This window comes from Promicromonospora alba (assembly GCF_042654905.1).
GTDB lineage: Bacteria > Actinomycetota > Actinomycetes > Actinomycetales > Cellulomonadaceae > Promicromonospora > Promicromonospora alba.
This window is the reverse complement of record NZ_JBHSFI010000012.1, coordinates 110,158-125,181: the sequence shown is the minus strand read 5'-3', so window position 1 is coordinate 125,181 and position 15,024 is coordinate 110,158. Positions and strand designations below refer to the sequence as shown.

At 72.2% G+C, this 15,024-nt stretch carries 15 protein-coding genes; 4 read left to right on the top strand and 11 right to left on the bottom strand.

What is annotated here, in order from left to right:
- Positions 1-32: 32 nt before the first annotated feature.
- Complete coding sequence (locus tag ACFO6V_RS28475) at positions 33-539, bottom strand: GNAT family N-acetyltransferase (RefSeq protein ID WP_377142612.1); 507 nt, start codon at positions 537-539, stop codon at positions 33-35.
- Between the two features lie 76 nt (positions 540-615).
- Positions 616-1,428 (bottom strand): YggS family pyridoxal phosphate-dependent enzyme, encoded by an 813-nt coding sequence (locus ACFO6V_RS28470; protein WP_377142610.1) that lies wholly within the window; start codon positions 1,426-1,428, stop codon positions 616-618.
- Between the two features lie 117 nt (positions 1,429-1,545).
- On the opposite strand from ACFO6V_RS28470, the gene ACFO6V_RS28465 reads away from it, so the two are divergent.
- The gene (locus ACFO6V_RS28465; RefSeq protein ID WP_116676562.1) at positions 1,546-1,959 is read left to right on the top strand and encodes a YccF domain-containing protein; all 414 of its coding nucleotides are present in this window, start codon (positions 1,546-1,548) and stop codon (positions 1,957-1,959) included.
- An 86-nt stretch (positions 1,960-2,045) separates the two neighbouring features.
- Here ACFO6V_RS28465 and ybaK read toward each other — a convergent pair whose 3' ends face one another.
- The gene (ybaK, locus tag ACFO6V_RS28460) at positions 2,046-2,546 is read right to left on the bottom strand and encodes a Cys-tRNA(Pro) deacylase (RefSeq protein WP_377142608.1); all 501 of its coding nucleotides are present in this window, start codon (positions 2,544-2,546) and stop codon (positions 2,046-2,048) included.
- Between the two features lie 70 nt (positions 2,547-2,616).
- Between ybaK and ACFO6V_RS28455 the strand changes: the two genes are divergently transcribed.
- Positions 2,617-3,366: a TSUP family transporter gene (locus tag ACFO6V_RS28455; RefSeq protein WP_377142606.1), complete on the top strand. Its 750-nt coding sequence runs from the start codon at positions 2,617-2,619 to the stop codon at positions 3,364-3,366.
- Between the two features lie 20 nt (positions 3,367-3,386).
- Here the strand turns inward: ACFO6V_RS28455 and ACFO6V_RS28450 are convergent, their stop codons facing one another.
- From ACFO6V_RS28450 to ACFO6V_RS28440, 3 genes are all read right to left on the bottom strand, one after another.
- Positions 3,387-4,670, bottom strand: coding sequence for an SGNH/GDSL hydrolase family protein (locus ACFO6V_RS28450; protein ID WP_377142604.1), 1,284 nt, complete (start codon positions 4,668-4,670; stop codon positions 3,387-3,389).
- A 177-nt stretch (positions 4,671-4,847) separates the two neighbouring features.
- Positions 4,848-7,634, bottom strand: coding sequence for a DEAD/DEAH box helicase (locus ACFO6V_RS28445; RefSeq protein WP_377142602.1), 2,787 nt, complete (start codon positions 7,632-7,634; stop codon positions 4,848-4,850).
- 35 nt (positions 7,635-7,669) lie between these two features.
- Positions 7,670-8,686 carry an EamA family transporter gene (locus ACFO6V_RS28440; RefSeq protein WP_377142600.1) on the bottom strand — a complete coding sequence of 339 codons (1,017 nt, stop codon included), beginning with the start codon at positions 8,684-8,686 and terminating at the stop codon, positions 7,670-7,672.
- A 39-nt stretch (positions 8,687-8,725) separates the two neighbouring features.
- Between ACFO6V_RS28440 and ACFO6V_RS28435 the strand changes: the two genes are divergently transcribed.
- The gene (locus tag ACFO6V_RS28435) at positions 8,726-9,274 is read left to right on the top strand and encodes a CGNR zinc finger domain-containing protein (protein WP_377142598.1); all 549 of its coding nucleotides are present in this window, start codon (positions 8,726-8,728) and stop codon (positions 9,272-9,274) included.
- Here the strand turns inward: ACFO6V_RS28435 and ACFO6V_RS28430 are convergent.
- Together ACFO6V_RS28430 and ACFO6V_RS28425 are read right to left on the bottom strand one after the other, a co-directional pair.
- Complete coding sequence (locus ACFO6V_RS28430) at positions 9,256-9,831, bottom strand: AAA family ATPase (RefSeq protein ID WP_377142596.1); 576 nt, start codon at positions 9,829-9,831, stop codon at positions 9,256-9,258. The genes ACFO6V_RS28435 and ACFO6V_RS28430 overlap by 19 nt on opposite strands.
- Entirely contained in the window at positions 9,828-10,622 is a 795-nt protein-coding gene (locus ACFO6V_RS28425; RefSeq protein ID WP_377142594.1) for a phosphotransferase, read from the bottom strand. The genes ACFO6V_RS28430 and ACFO6V_RS28425 overlap by 4 nt, the downstream gene beginning before the upstream one ends.
- A 170-nt stretch (positions 10,623-10,792) precedes the next feature.
- On the opposite strand from ACFO6V_RS28425, the gene ACFO6V_RS28420 reads away from it, so the two are divergent.
- Positions 10,793-12,016 (top strand): DUF418 domain-containing protein, encoded by a 1,224-nt coding sequence (locus ACFO6V_RS28420; RefSeq protein ID WP_377142592.1) that lies wholly within the window; start codon positions 10,793-10,795, stop codon positions 12,014-12,016.
- On the opposite strand, the gene ACFO6V_RS28415 is transcribed toward ACFO6V_RS28420, so the two are convergent.
- The 3 genes from ACFO6V_RS28415 to ACFO6V_RS28405 all read right to left on the bottom strand — a co-directional run bounded on the left by ACFO6V_RS28415 (position 11,995) and on the right by ACFO6V_RS28405 (position 14,965).
- Positions 11,995-12,876 carry a phosphotransferase gene (locus tag ACFO6V_RS28415; RefSeq protein ID WP_377142590.1) on the bottom strand — a complete coding sequence of 294 codons (882 nt, stop codon included), beginning with the start codon at positions 12,874-12,876 and terminating at the stop codon, positions 11,995-11,997. The two genes, ACFO6V_RS28420 and ACFO6V_RS28415, sit on opposite strands and share 22 nt — an antisense overlap.
- A gap of 218 nt (positions 12,877-13,094) precedes the next feature.
- The gene (locus ACFO6V_RS28410) at positions 13,095-13,715 is read right to left on the bottom strand and encodes a lytic polysaccharide monooxygenase auxiliary activity family 9 protein (RefSeq protein WP_377142588.1); all 621 of its coding nucleotides are present in this window, start codon (positions 13,713-13,715) and stop codon (positions 13,095-13,097) included.
- Between the two features lie 218 nt (positions 13,716-13,933).
- Positions 13,934-14,965 (bottom strand): 3-methyladenine DNA glycosylase, encoded by a 1,032-nt coding sequence (locus ACFO6V_RS28405; protein WP_377142586.1) that lies wholly within the window; start codon positions 14,963-14,965, stop codon positions 13,934-13,936.
- Between the last annotated feature and the right edge of the window lie 59 nt (positions 14,966-15,024).

Here is a 15,024-nt window from a genome sequence, read left to right as displayed (position 1 = left end):
CGCTCTACTTCGCGGAACCCACCTCGCCGGCGTCAGACGGCGGCGGCCAGCTTCGCGACCAGGATGTCGCCGCCCTTGGTGAGCTGCTGCCCGCGCTCCTCGAACCCGAGGCGGCCGTGGAAGCGCAGCGAACCGGGGTTCGGCGGGTCCAGGTTGACCTCGCAGGTGACGACGTCGTGTCCGGCCGTGCGGGCGGCGTCGAACACCGCGTCGTAGAAGAGCTTGCCGATGCCCCGGCCCCGGGCGCCCTCGCCCACCACTATGCGGTCCACGTACAGGTGGTCCAGGCCCCGCTCCTCGAACCAGGCGTAGTTCTCGCCGGCCCAGTCCTCGCCGCCCTCGAGCGCGACGACGAAGCCGAGCGGGTCCGCGGGCGTCTCGGGGTCGACGGCGACCAGGGCGAGCGACGAGGCGTCGAGCAGCTCGACCATGTCGTCGGCAGGAGTGTCCGGGACGGCGGGGATCGATGCGTTGTTGAGCGTGACCAGGCGAGAGACGTCGGCGTCAGTGGCGGGGCGCAGCAGGGTGGCCATGGGCATGGCGCGATCACTCCAAGGAGGTCGAGGGGGAGCCCCCGACGTTAGCCGTTTCGCCCGCGCGGGTCTGTGACCTGGGTCAAAGAGTGGTGGCGGTCACTCGTGGACCGAACACCGCGGTGCCCACGCGCACGATGGTCGCGCCCTCGGCGATCGCCAGCTCCAGGTCGCCGGTCATGCCCATCGAGAGGTTGACGGCGGCGCTCGTCCCCGGGGCGCCCGACGCGCGGACCTCGTCACGGACTGCCCGCAGCCGCGCGAACCCCGCACGGACCGCGTCCTCCGCCGAGCCGTCGTCCGCCGCGCCGTCTCCCGTCGGATCGGGGAGGCGCGCGCCGATGGTCATGAACCCGGTCAGCCGCAGGCCCGGCAGAGCGGCGGCCGCGATCGCGAGCGGTACGGCGTCGTCGGGCCGGACGCCGTACTTGCTCTCCTCGCCCGTGACGTTGACCTGGACCATCACGTCCAGGGCGTGGTCGCCGGTGCGGCCGTTGCGCACGCAGCGGTCCGAGACGGCCTGGGCGAGCTCCAGCGAGTCGAGCGTCTCCAGGCCCGTGGCGGTCGCCAGCACCTGGTTGATCTTGTTGCGCTGCAGGTGGCCGATCATGTGCACCTGCAGCGCGCCGGCCGCCACCCGGTCCGCGACGGCGGGCGCCTTCGCGACCAGCTCCTGCACCCGGTTCTCGCCGATCAGGTCGACGCCCGCCGCCAGCGCCTCGAGCACGGCCTCCGGCGTCTGCGTCTTGGTCGCGACGAGGAGGCGCACCTCGGCCGGGTCACGTCCGGCGGCGACGGCGGCCGCGGCGATGCGGTCGCGGACGACGGCGAGCCGGGCGGCTACCGACCCGGAGGCGCCGGGCTCTGTTGCGGAGGGCTGGGACTGGTCGGGCACGCGGCGAGTCTATTTCGGCAGGGCCGTGCGGTTGCACGGCCGTCCGCTGCCGGTTCAGGGTGGGATCAGGGGGTTTCCCGGTTCCGAGGACCTGTTCACTACGGAAGGATGGGACCCATGAAGACGCTGCTGAACATCATCTGGGTCATCTTCGCGGGGTTCGGGCTGTGGCTCGGATACATGCTCGCGGGGATCATCTGCTGCCTGCTCATCGTCACCATCCCGTTCGGCATCGCGTCCTTCCGCATCGCGGGGTACGCCCTGTGGCCGTTCGGCCGTGAGGTCGTCGAGAGCCCACGCTCCGGTGCGTTCGCCCTGATCGGGAACGTCATCTGGGTGATCGTGGCCGGCTGGTGGCTCGCGCTGGGGCACATCGTCACCGCGATCCCGCTCGCCATCTCGATCATCGGCATCCCGATGGCCTGGGCGAACCTCAAGCTCATCCCGGTCTCGCTCATGCCGCTCGGCAAGCAGATCGTCTCCAGCGACGCCCTCCTCCCGACCTACCGCAAGCAGGTCACTGCGGCCTGATCGAGCACGGCCGCCGACAACGGGGTTGTGTTCCTCACCAAGCGCGGTGAGGAACACAACCCCGTTCTCGCCGGGCCCGGCCCCGGTTAGTCGCGGGCTATCGGGGCCGTTCGTCCGGCGGTCAGGGTCAGCAGGGCCGACGGCGCCAGGCCGATGTCCAGGCCGCGCCGGCCGCCGGAGACGTAGACGACGTCGTACGCCTCAGCGGACTCGTCGAGCACGGTGAGGTGCCGCGTCTTCTGGCCCAGCGGCGAGATGCCGCCGACCACGTACCCGGTCGCCCGCTCCGCCGCCGCGGGCTCGGCCATCGCGGCCTTCTTGCCGCCGGCGGCCCGGGCGAGGGCCTTGAGGTCCAGCTTGCGGTCCACCGGCACGATGCCGACGACGAGCTTCCCGTCGACGTCGGCGAGCAGCGTCTTGAACACCTGCGGGGCGTCGACGCCTATCGCCTCCGCCGCCTCCATGCCGTAGCTCAGGTCGCTCGACGGGTCGTGCTCGTACGGGTGCAGGGTGTGCTGCACGCCGGCCTTCTCGAGGGCCACGACGGCCGGTGTCCCATGGCTGGCGCGCGCTGTCTTCTTGACCACCACGTGATTGTGCCCCCGCCGGGCATTCCCGGGCGACTCGGTCGGGAAGCAATCAGTTAGCGTGGGTAACGTGTTAGCCCTCCTGGTCGTCGCCATCCTCGTCGGGGGCTCCCTGCAACGCGTCGCGGGGATGGGCTTCGGGCTCGTCGCCGGCCCGTTCATCGTGCTCCTCCTCGGCCCCCTCGAGGGCGTGCTCTTCGTCAACCTCGCCGGCGCGATGATGGCGCTGCTGGTGCTCGGGCGCACGATCCGCGGCGTCGACTGGCGCCGCTACCGCTGGCTGGTGACGGCGTCGGTCCTCGTCACCGTGCCGGCCGCCCTGCTCATCCGCGACGCGAGCACGTCCGTCCTGGAGATCGGCATGGGCGCCATCGTGGTCGGCGCGATGGCGCTCGCCCAGGTCACCTCGCGCCTGCGCGGGGCGGAGCGCGCGTTCGCACCGGAGGCGCGTCTGCCGCTGCTGATCACAGGCGCGGCGGCCGGGTTCGGCAGCGTCGCGGCAGGGATCAGCGGCCCGCCCATCGCCGTCTACTCCGTGCTCGACCGGTGGGACCCGCGCGCGTTCGCGGCGACGGTCCAGCCGATCTTCCTGACCAACGCGTTGGCGGCGATGACAGCGAAGCTCCTGGTCGCCGACGCCACGTTCCCGGACCTGGCCATCTGGGAGTGGGCGGTGGTCCTGGTCGCCCTCCTGGCCTCCGTCGGGCTGGGTGAGCTGCTCGTGGGACGGATCTCGGCGAGCGCCACGCGCAAGGTGCTCGTGACGCTCGCCTACGTCGGAGGGCTCGCGACGCTGACGCGCGGCCTCCTCTCCCTCTGACGCGATCACCACCACATCGGTCAGCCCTTGGCGAGCGGCCCCAGGACCATCGACGGTTCGCCCGACGGCGTGAGCCTGGCTGTCCCGAGGTTCCCGACGGTGCAGCTGCCGCTGCGCGGGGCCCCGCCGTTCCACACCTGCCGCAGGCAGTTGCGCATCGCGAGCTGTCCCCAGTAGCTCGGGTGCAGCGACTCCTGGACGAAGTACGGCGAGTCACCGATGGTGGTGACCGTGCGGACCTGGTTGACCCACTCGGTCCGGTCGGCGGCGCCGGGCGACTGCCAGCTCGGCAGGCCCAGCTCCTCGTACAGGCCGACGCCCTTCTCGCACAGCCGCTTGCCGTCGAACGCGTGCGTCATGTCAAGTGTGCGAACGTTCGATAGCCCGACGTCGGACGCGGCACCCAGCAGCGCACCGTTGATGGTGGGCAGCGCCGTGGCGTTTGCCCAGTCGGCGTCCTGGTTCCAGACGCCGCACCCGCCGACGGACTGGCGCGTGTAGCCGGACTCGGAGTACCGGAAGCCGGAGCCGCTCGGCATGGGTGACGGATAGGTCTGGACCACCAGGGTCCACTGGGAGGTGCTGTACCCGGCGTTGCTCATCGCGGTCGCGACGTTGCCGAGGGCTCCGGCCACCCGGGACCGGATGGCGGCCACGTTCGCGGCGGTGAAGTTCTCCGCGACGGAGCTGTCGTCGTGGCAGTAGTTCTTCCACCAGGACGGCGACGTGAGGAAGTTGACCACGCAGGTCTGGACGGCGCTCGCGAACTCGAAGTCGTTCCCGCCGATCGAGACGACGACCATGCGCACGTTCCTGCTGGCGGCTGCCTCCTGGAGCATGAGCGCCTGGCCCTTGCCCGCCGAGCTGTTGAAGAAGTCGATGCCGGGCTTGAAGTTCGTGCCTGCTGCGGTGGCGGTCCGGGCCCCGCTGCAGGCGAGGTTGAGTCCGTTGACGCCGCCGCCGATGTGGGCCTCGGCGGTCGACGCGCGATGGCAGCGGGCGATGGTCTCGCCGGTGCCGTCGGCGTTGTCGTGGTACGCGTTCGGGCCGAGCGCGTCGGCGCGCCGGTAGTCGTCGTTGGAGGCGCCGGCCCAGCGGCCGGCCTCCCCGGAGATGTAGGAGTCGCCGAGGGTGACGACCCACGGTGTCCCGACACCGGGGCCGTCGGCGGCCAACGGTGCTGCGGACGCGGAAGGAGCAGTGCTCACGAGGCCGAGGAGCAGGCCGAGCAGGCCGAGGCCTGCGGCGAGCGGACGGTTGAGGTGGCGGAGGTGACGGTCGGGGTTTCGCAGGTGCGTCGACATTGGCACTCCTGTGTCCACAGCGGTGCCCGAGCGGCACTGCTGACCGGAACTCTAATAAGGGAAGTTTACGCCAAGCCGGTCTAAAGGTAAATGAACGGCAAACCGCGACGGGCGCGCGAGAACGCGACAGGCGCGCAGGTCACGGGGTGACCTGCGCGCCTGTCGGGTCGGCAGGGGTCAGATCTGCCCGACGCCCAGCACCGTGAGCACTACCTCGCCCGCCTCGTCGCTCGCCGCGAGGTCGACCAGGGCGGTGAAGGCCCAGTCGCGGTTGCTGTCGGCGTCGTCGAGCACCTGCCGGACCCACCAGGTCCCGGCCTCGACGCGGACGGCGTCGCCGTCGGCGCTTCCTGGCAGCTCGGCACCGGGCTCGAGGATCGTCAGCAGCGCGCCCGACCGGGCCTCCGGGCCGAAGCCGACGGCGTCGTCGCCCTGTTCCTCGAACAGCGGGTCCAGGGCGTCCGCCCACGCGTCGGCGTCCCAGCCGCCGCCCAGCGCGGCCAGCGCCCCGTAGGACTCGCGCGCGATCAGCTCGACGCGGCGGAACATCGCGTTGCGGACCAGCCGGCGGAACGCGCGCGGGTTGCCGGTGACCGGTCGCGCGGGGGCCTCGGCCCCGGCGTCGGCCAGCTCGCCGTCCGTCACGAGATCGGCATCGTCGTCCACGGGGTTCGCCAAGCGCTCCCACTCGTCGAGCAACGACGAGTCGACGCCGCGCACGAGCTCGCCGAGCCACTCGATGATCTCCTGCACCTCTTCGGTGCGGTGCTCGTCGGGGACCACCTGGCGGACCGCACGGAAGGCGTCGGCGAGGTAGCGCAGGACCACGCCCTCGGTGCGCTCCAGCCCGTACACGCTCACGATCTCGGCGAACGTCATGGCCTTCTCGACCATGTCGCGCACCACGGACTTGGGGGAGAGCTCGGCGTCCGCGACCCACGGGTTGGTGCGGCGGTAAGCCTGGAACGCGGGCTCCAGGAGGTCGGCCAGCGGCTTGGGCCACGTGACCTCCTCCAGGAGCTCCATGCGCTCCTCGTACTCCAGCCCCTCGGCCTTCATCGCCGCGACCGCCTCGCCGCGGGCCCGGTTCTGCTGGCCCATGAGCACCTGGCGCGGGTCGTCGAGGGTGGCCTCGATGATGGAGACGACGTCGAGCGCGTGCGTCGGGCTCTCGACGTCGAGCAGGTCCATGGCGGCCAGGGCGAACGGCGACAGCGGCTGGTTCAGCGCGAAGTCCCGGGGGAGGTCCACCATGAGGCGGGCGGACGGCCGGAGCCGGCCCTCGGCGTCCGGCACCCGGACCTTTTCCACGACGCCCGCGATCCGCAGCGAGCGGTAGATCCGGAACGCCTGCCGCACGTGCTCGGCCTGCTGCGTCTCGGTGTCGTGGTTGGCCGTCAGGAGGTGGCGCATGGCGTCCACGGGATCGCCTGCCGCGCCCGCGACGCCATGCCCGGCCGACCGGGCCGACGCACGGGCCAGCACGTTCAGCACCATCGCGTGGTTCACGCGGAACTGGGAGACGAGCGGCTCCGGATCGGCGTCGCGCAGGCGCTCGAAGGTCGCGTCGGTCCAGTTCACGCTGCCCGACGGCGCCTTCTTGCGCACGATCTTCTTCAGCTTCTTCGGGTCGTCGCCGGCCTTGGCCAGGACCTTCCGGTTCTCGATGACGTGGTCGGGCGCCATGACGAGCACCTCGCCCACCGTGTCGAACCCGGCGCGGCCCGCGCGGCCCGCGATCTGGTGGAACTCGCGGGCGCTCAGGTGGCGCATGCGCTCGCCGTCGTACTTTACGAGGCTGGTCAGCAGCACCGTGCGGATCGGGACGTTGATGCCGACGCCCAGGGTGTCCGTGCCGCAGACGACCTTGAGCAGGCCCTTCTGCGTGAGACGCTCCACGAGGCGGCGGTACTTCGGCAGCATGCCCGCGTGGTGCACGCCGACGCCGTGCCGCAGGAACTTGCTGAGCGTCTTGCCGAACCCGGTGCCGAACCGGAAGGCGCCCATCTCCGCGATGATCGCCTCCTTCTCCGACTTGGTGGAGACGTTCATGGACAGCATGGACTGCGCCCGGTCGACGGCGTCCTTCTGCGTGAAGTGGACCACGTACACCGGGGCGCGGTGGGTCGTGACGAGTTCCTGGATGACGTCGGTGAGCGGCTCGACGACGTAGGAGAACGTGAGCGGCACGGGGCGCTCGGCGCCCGCGACCTCGGCGACGGGCCGGCCGGTGCGCTCCTCGATGTCCTCGCGCAGGCGGGACGTGTCGCCGAGGGTGGCGCTCATGAGGATGAACTGGGTGTCCGTGAGCTCCAGCAGCGGGACCTGCCAGGCCCAGCCGCGCTGGGGGTCGCCGTAGTAGTGGAACTCGTCCATGACGACCTGCGAGATGGCGTCGTCGTCGGCGTCCACGCCGCTGCCGCTGCTGCTGTCACCGCGACGGAGCGCGACGTTCGCGAGGATCTCTGCGGTGCAGCAGATGATGGGGGCGTCCGGGTTGACGGCGGAGTCGCCCGTCATCATGCCGACGTTCTTCGAGCCGAACGCCGCCACCAGGTCGAAGAACTTCTCGCTGACCAGCGCCTTCAGCGGCGCCGTGTAGTACGTGCGCCCGCCGCGCCCCGACCGGTGGGCGGCCAGGGCGGCGAACTGCGCACCCATGGCGACCATCGACTTGCCGGAACCCGTCGGCGTCGCGAGGACGACGTGGGAACCCGTCATGACCTCCAGGAGGGCTTCCTCCTGGTGCGGGTAGAGCGCGCGCCCGCCCCCGGCGGCCCACTCGCTGAAGCTCTCGAACAGGACGTCCGGATCGGGATCCTTGCCCGTGGGCGCGGGCAGGTACGGGATGAGGGTCCCGGCAGGCTTCGGGGTGGCCGACGCCGGTCTGGGATCGCTGGTGGCGGAGAAGTCTGTCACGGAGGTCGAGGTTGTCGAGGAGGGCGCCGTCATGGTGCTGCCCATTCTTGCAGGCGGGTGAAGCGTGCTGTCGGACACGCCTACGGCTCGCGCGCCGGCGCGGCCCCCGACCGCTTCTCGCCGGCCTGGACCGCGACGACGCCGGCGAGGATCAGGACGCCGCCCACCAGCTGGACCGGCCGGGGCAGCTCGCCCAGCAGCAGCCAGGCGAACCCGATGGCCGCGACGACCTCGAACAGCCCGACGAAGGAGGACAGGCGCGGACCGAGGAGGCGGCCGGCGGCGATCCCCGCGACGTAGGCGAACCCGGCCGTCACGATGCCGAGGCCGAGCACCGGCAGCCACCACGGCACCTCCGTGCCCGCGTAGACGGGCGATGCGGTGCTGTAGGTCAGGGGCATGATCCCCGTCGCGCCGAGCAGGCCCAGGGCGAGGGAGGCGGTGGTCAGGCCGCCGGCGGCCAGGGCGAGCGGTGGCAGGCCGGTGTCGGGGTTCGCGTTGATGACGAAGTAGGTGGAGACGCCGAGCATCGCGACGAGGGCCCAGGCGACGCCCGCGGGATCGACGGCGGTGGCGCCCGGGTCGCCGGAGACCAGGTTCAGCACCAGGACGAGCCCGACGGCGGCGAGCAGCGTACCCATGACGGTGGCCCTGGTCGGCCGCTGGCCGTGCCGCAGCCAGAACCAGAGCACCACGGCCGCCGGCGCCGTGTACTCGATGAGGAGGGCCGGGCCGATGGCCATGTACTGCACGGCGGAGAAGTAGGCGAACTGGCAGCCGGCCACCGAGACCGCGCCGTAGACCGCGATGAGCCCGAGGTTGCGCCGCACCGGGCGCCAGTCCCCGCGCAGCGACACGATGCCGAGCGGGAGCACCACCACCGCCGCCAGCACGACACGGGCCAGGACCATGGCGCCCGGGCTCCAGCCGGTGTCGAGCAGCCCGCTGGCGAACACCCCCGACAGGCTGAACGCCGCGGCGGAGAGACCCGCGAACACGAGGCCGGTGGCCAGCCGCCGCGTGGGTGGCGTCCGGACGGCGTCGGCTCCGGTGGCGATGGTGCCCGCCCCGCTCGTGTCAGGTGTCACAGCGCTCATAGGTCCTGACAGTAGGGGGCGTCGCGATAAGGTGTCAACGTGGTTTTCACTCATGACACCGAGGAATCGCTCCAGGCCACCGTCGCGCTGGTGAACGCTGCCGAGCCGCCGGTCACCCTGACGACCGTCGCGGAGCTGGACGCGTTCTTCGTCCGGCACGGCTACACGGGGCGGCACGACAGCACCCGGGCCGAGCTCGACGAGGTGCTGGAGCTCCAGGCCCCCCTGCGCGAGCTGCTCACGGCGGACCGGGACTCGGCGGCGCGCCTGGTCAACGAGATGCTGGCGGACGCGGGCGCGATGCCTCAGCTCGTTCGCCACCCGCCCCTCGACTGGCACATCCACGCGGTGCCCTCGGACGCCCCGCTCGCCACCCGCATCCTCGTGGAGACGGCGATGGCGATGATCGACGTGATCCGGGACGACGAGCTGTCCCGCCTCACGATCTGCGCGGACAGCGACTGCCAGGGGATAGTCCTCGACCTCTCCCGCAACCGCTCACGCCGCTACTGCTCCACGACGTGCAGCAACCGCAACGCCCAGGCGGCCCACCGGGCACGCCGGGCGGATCAGACGGTGACCGCGTAGCGGGTTCGTCCCGACCGCACCGCGGCGACAATCGCGTCCGCGACCCCGGTGACGCCGTCTGGCAGGTCGGTCAGCACGACTCCCGGGGCCGACGAGCCCTGCTCCGACGTCGCCCGGACGAAGTCCTCGTGCATGTGGCGTGCCGCGTCCAGGTCGGTGAACCCGTGGCCCGTACGTGTGGACACCCGCTCCAGGCAGGTCTCGACCGGCGGCAGCAGCACGACGTAGTCGATCGCGTCGATCCCGGTCAGGGCGGCGAAGGTGGGCAGGAACCACTGCCCGATCACGCCGTCGTACACCACTGTCATGCCTCCGTCGGCGAACCTGCCGGTCGCTGCCGCTGCGGCGCGGACAGTCGTGTCGTTCTGCGCGTGCGCCCCCGGCAACCAGGGCGCGATCGAGCCGCGGCGCAGGAAGGCGAAGAACGCGTCGCCCTCCACGAGCACGCTCGGCTCCCACCGGTCGGCGAGCGCCTCGCACACCGTCGACTTGCCCGAGCCCGGCGGCCCGGTCACGACCAGCAGCCGCGGCGCGGGGCCGCTCTCCGGCGTGCTCATCCCAGGTCCCACAGGAGCCGGTAGTAGGCGACGCGGTCCGGGTCCTCGTCGATCCCGTACGCGTCGTAGACGAGGTGCTCGTAGCCGGGCCCGTAGTTCCAGCCCAGGCTGTAGGTAGCGATGGACAGGTCGGCCCAGCGGTCGGCGACGCCGAGCGCTCCGAGGTCTACGTGGCCGGCCCAGCGGCCGTCGTCGTCGAGCAGGGTGTTGGGTGCGCAGGCGTCACCGTGGCAGACGACCAGCCGGTCGTGGTCCGGTGCGTCGGCGGCGCGTGCGCGCGCCTCCGCCGACCAGCCGTCGGACGCCTGGCCGCCGGCCGCCAGCGCCTCGGCGACGGCGATCCGGTCGTCGATGCTCCAGGTCCACGGGCACTCGTCGACGGGAAGGGCGTCGTGGAGCGCGCGCAGCCCGGCGCCGATCGCCCGGGCGGCGGTCTCGGGCTCGGCGAGCCACCGGGGGTCGACGGCGGAGCGCGCGTCGATCGCCACCGTCGCGAGCCACTCGGCGTCCTCGTCGGCGCCGGCCTCGAGCACCTCCGGCACCGGTGTCCAGCGAGCCGCCCACCGCATCCGTTCCGCCTCGCCGGCGAGATCGACGCCCTCGATGGCGGCCCGGTCCGAGCGGGGCGCCCACTTCACGAAGTAGGCGGGCCGCTGCACAGACGCCGGCACCGGGTCGACGCGGAACGTGAGGCCGCCGAGCTCGTTGCTCCAGGCCGGCGTGACGAGCGCTTCGCCGGCAAGCTCCCGCACGACGTCGGGCACGGTGATCTCGCCGGTGGGGATCGTCATGCGGCCCAGCGTGCCAGACGCCGCCGCGCCGCCACGACGTGTTTTCCTTCACGCCACGCCGGGTGGGGCGAAGAAGGTCGGCCGGGGGTCCTCCGAACGATGTACGAGGGCGGCAGGAGATCGTCCGTCCGGCCGACGACGCGGGGGCCCGCCCGCGACAGGGTCGGGGCATGCCTGCCAACACACCACCAAGCACGTCACCCTCGCGGACGCCGGAACGGACGCCGGCGTCCGCAACCACGCCGGCGAGCGTCACGCCGAGCAGCGGCGGCCGGATCGCCGCGCTCGACGTGCTGCGCGGGCTGGCGATCATCGGCACGCTCGCCAGCAACATCTGGATCTTCAACGCGCCCGGCGGGCCCGCCGAGTGGATCTCCGGCGGTTTCGCCGGTGCGGAACCGGTGCAGCGGGTGCTGCAGGCGCTGTCCAACGGCAAGTTCCTCGGGCTGCTCACCCTGCTGTTCGGGGTGGGGCTCGAGCTGCAGTACCGGTCGATGGTCCGCCGCGGCATGCCGTGGCCGGGCCGGTACGCGCTGCGCGCCGGGATCCTGTTCGTCGAGGGTCTGGTGCACTACGTCCTCGTCTTCGAGTTCGACGTCCTGATGGGCTACGCCATCGCGTCGCTCGTGGCCGCGTACCTCATCGGGCGGAGCGACCGGGTAGTGCGCGCCTGGGGCGGCGTGCTGGCAGGGCTCTTCGTGGTGGCGATCGCGGGCGCCACCGCGCTGACGGTCGCGACGAGCGGGTCGGAGCCGGCCTCGGCCGGAGCCGGTGGGGCGCGGACCGCCGACGCCGCGGCCCTGTCGACGGCCAGCTGGTTCGACCAGGTGCTGCTGCGTCTCGAGTACATGGCGGTGTTCCGGATCGAGCTGATCCTGATCGTGCCGTCGGCGACGGTGCTGTTCCTGGTCGGCTCGCGGCTCGTGCGCGCGGGCCTGTTCACCACCACCGAGGACGGGGCGCGGCTGCGCCGTCGGCTCGCCTGGGTGGGACTGGGCGTCGGCATCCCGCTCAACGCGCTGACGGCCTGGGCCGGGCCGGACTGGTTCCTCGTCGACCGGTACCTCGTCCCGCCGTTGGTGGCCGTGGGCATCCTGGCGCTGGGCACCACGCTCGTCGCGCGGGCGAAGACCCGTCCCGGCCTGCTCCGCCGTGGGGTCGAGGGCGTCGGGCGGACGGCGCTGTCGTGCTACGTGCTGCAGAACGTGCTCGCGTCGGTGCTCTGCTACGACTGGGGGTTCGGGCTCGCCGGCGGCGGACCCTGGCAGGTCGTGGCGATGTGGGCCGGCATCTCGCTGGCGCTGATGATCCTGGCGCCGCTCTGGCTGCGGCGGTGGCCGCGCGGGCCCATCGAGCTCCTGATGCACCGCGTCTACGACGCGCGGCGCCGCTGACGGAGCGCCGCTGCCCGGGCGCCTCCAACGTCGGGCACCCCCTGCCGGACGCGCACGCTCTCCTCGGCGTCCCACAGGGCCCGGTAGTAGGCGGTGCGCTCGCGGTCGGGTGCCACGCCGTAGGCGGTGAGCACCAGGGGTTCGAGCCCGGGTCCGTAGCGACGCGTGACGCTGCGCGTGGTCACCGCGATGTCGGACCAGCGGTCCGCGACGCCCAGGTCGCCGACGTCGACGTGGGCCACGAACCGGCCGTCCCGGTCGAGGAGCGTGTTCGGCACGGTGGCGTCCCCGTGGCAGACGACCGGCCGGTCGACCGGCGGCGGGGTCCCGAGCGCGGCAGCGGTCGTCGCACGCTCCGCAGTACCCAGCTCGGCCGTCAGCGCGGCGACGCGGGTCTCGGCTGTGCGGACGAAGGGGCAGGTGTCGGTGGGCAGTGCGTCGTGGAAGCGGCGCAGGCCGATGCCTATCGCTATCGCGGAGCGCTCGGCCCGGTCGTGCCACCGGGGCTCGATGGCCGACGACGCGATCTCGCCGCGGACCTCGACGGCCGCGGTCAGCAGCCACGAGCCCTGGGCGTCCCGCCCGGCGTCCAGCACCCGGGGGACCGGGGTGAACGACGCCGCCCAGAGCAGGCGGTCGGCCTCGGCGAGCGGGTCCGGGCACGGGGCCCCGTCGGGCACCCACTTGAGGTACGACCGCTGGCTGCCGCACTCCGTCTCGAGCCGGACCGTGAGGCCGCCGTACTCGTTGCGCCACACCGGTACGACCGTCGCCCCGGACCGCAGCCGATCGGCCAGGTCATGTACGACGGACGGCACTTCGACGGGCGTCGGACCGATGCCGACGAGCGCGTTCGACACACCACGATGGTCCCATGAAGCGGGTGAAAAAGTGCTCCTGATTCGGAGCGGCCGCGGGCACTGGGCAACACGGTCGCCCGGGTGGCGGGCCTCGGCAAGGGGCCTTCGTCGGCCATGAGGGTGAATCCCTACGCGGATCCCCGTATTTCTTGTCCGGAGACGCGCGAACGGCTGGTGTCCGACGCTGGACACCAGCCGTTCGGCCCATCCACGGGGTCCTACAGGCGCGTCGCCAGCAGGCGCCCGTTCCCGTCCAGGAGCTCGCTGCTGGTGCCCGCCGGCGCGCTGCCGCTGCGGACGTTCACGTCCATGCAGGCGTAGAACGCCATCGCGGTGTCGTAGACGTTCCACCGGGCGAGGATCGTGTGGTTGCCGCTCGGCAGGCCGGACAGCGTGTGCCTGACGGTGGGTGCCGGGGTGGCGCCGCCGTCGTTCACCGTCTTGAACAGCCGCCCGTCCACGAAGTACTCCCAGGTGGCCGTGCGGTGGAAGGCCGTCAGCGTCCACTGGAACGTGTGGGTGCTGCTGATGCCCGTGCGCGGCCAGGCGAGCGATCCGTTGTCGAGAGTGGTGAAGCGGCTGCCTCCCGAGCAGAGCATCGAACCCTTCGGGGCCTCGACGCTCTGCGGCTCCCACTCGACGCCGTTGCAGGACCAGCTCACGGTCCGCTTGGCGCAGTGGTCCTGGCGGCTGGGCGGCGACACGACCCAGCCGTGGGCCTCGGCCCGGGGCAACATGGAGCTCGGTGCGGCGACCAGCGCCGTCAGGGTCAGGGCCAGGACGGCCAAGACGCCGAGCAGGACTCTGGCGGCGGGCGTTCTCAGTGCGGTGACTCTCATCGGGCTCACCTCGTGGTGTGTGAAGTTGGAAATCTCCTGAAGTACTCCTGTGTGCTGGGGTGCGACACCACGACGCTAGAAAGCGGGCAGCCCAGGAACAAGTAGGGCTACTACGTAGACGACCCGTACCGGTCAGGCGAGAACGGGGTTATGGCGGATCCGGCGTCGGACCGAACACAACCCCGTTCTCACCTGACCTCAGTACGCGTCAGTACGCGTCAGTACGCGTCGCAGACCTCGAGCAGGCGGAGGCGGAGGGCGTTCGACCGCTGGGTGTACTCGCGCTGCCGGCGGATGTACTCCGCCTTGCCGTGCGGCGTCTCGATCTCGACCGCGGCGACGCCGTACTCCGACACGTCGTACGGGGAGGCGGCCATGTCGGTCCAGCGGATGTCGCGGGCCAGCTCGAACGCGTCGAGCAGCAGGTCACCGGGCACGGCCGGGCCGAGCTTCAGGCACCATTTGTAGAGGTCCATGTTGGCGTGCAGGCAGCCCGGCTGCTCCAGGCCGACCTGCGTGGCACGCGTAGGCCGGAGCTGGTTGCGCCCTGTCGCCTCCGGCGTGAAGAACCGGTACGCGTCGAAGTGGGAGCAGCGCACGGGGTTCGCCTCGACGACGGCGTCCGTCCCGGCATGCCCGAGCCGCAGCGGCAGCGGATGGCGCTGGTCGCGGCCCGCCTCCCGGTCGCGGTAGACCATCGCCCACTCGTGCAGCCCGAAACAGCCGAACGTCCCGGGGCGCGACGCCGTCGCCGACAGCAGCTTGCGCACGTACCGCACGGTGTCGCCGCGGTCGGCGAGGAAGGCGTCGCGGTCGAGCGTGACGATCCGGGGCGCCGCGCGACCGTCCGTCGTCGCGTCGCCCGGGACCGTCGTGTGCCACCGCCACGTGCTGCGGTCCTCGGGGTCGGGCGCGGCGTCACCGGCGTCCGGTTCGGGGGAGCCCGCCCCGCCGTCGGGCAGCACGAGGGCGACACCCGCACCCGGGTGCCAGCGCCGCAGGTGCGTGAGGCGGGTGGGGTAGTACGTGAAGAGGAAGTCCTCGATCGCGTGCTTGCGTCCCGCGTCGCGGGCCGCGCGCCAGACGGCGGTGAGGGCGTCCGCCCGTGCGGCATGCGCGGCCGCGAGCGGCAGCCACTCCTCGGGGAGCAGCACCCGGGCCGGACCCGCTCCGGCGCCGCGCACGACGGTCCGGTGCCCGACGGCGTCGGGCGCACCGGGCGCGATCGGCGCGCCGAGGACTGTGCTCACCGGTCCAGGGTAAGTCCGGCGCGGCACCCTACGAGTGCGGCTGAACGGCCCCCGCCGCC

Bases quoted from the DNA above. Each gene is read 5' to 3' on its own strand.
- ACFO6V_RS28475 (WP_377142612.1), bottom strand. From the start codon at position 539: ATGCCCATGGCCACCCTGCTGCGCCCCGCCACTGACGCCGACGTCTCT.
- ACFO6V_RS28465 (WP_116676562.1), top strand. From the start codon at position 1,546: ATGAAGACGCTGCTGAACATCATCTGGGTCATCTTCGCGGGGTTCGGG.
- ACFO6V_RS28450 (WP_377142604.1), bottom strand. From the start codon at position 4,670: ATGTCGACGCACCTGCGAAACCCCGACCGTCACCTCCGCCACCTCAAC.
- ACFO6V_RS28445 (WP_377142602.1), bottom strand. From the start codon at position 7,634: ATGGGCAGCACCATGACGGCGCCCTCCTCGACAACCTCGACCTCCGTG.
- ACFO6V_RS28440 (WP_377142600.1), bottom strand. From the start codon at position 8,686: ATGAGCGCTGTGACACCTGACACGAGCGGGGCGGGCACCATCGCCACC.
- ACFO6V_RS28430 (WP_377142596.1), bottom strand. From the start codon at position 9,831: ATGAGCACGCCGGAGAGCGGCCCCGCGCCGCGGCTGCTGGTCGTGACC.
- ACFO6V_RS28425 (WP_377142594.1), bottom strand. From the start codon at position 10,622: ATGACGATCCCCACCGGCGAGATCACCGTGCCCGACGTCGTGCGGGAG.
- ACFO6V_RS28420 (WP_377142592.1), top strand. From the start codon at position 10,793: ATGCCTGCCAACACACCACCAAGCACGTCACCCTCGCGGACGCCGGAA.
- ACFO6V_RS28410 (WP_377142588.1), bottom strand. From the start codon at position 13,715: ATGAGAGTCACCGCACTGAGAACGCCCGCCGCCAGAGTCCTGCTCGGC.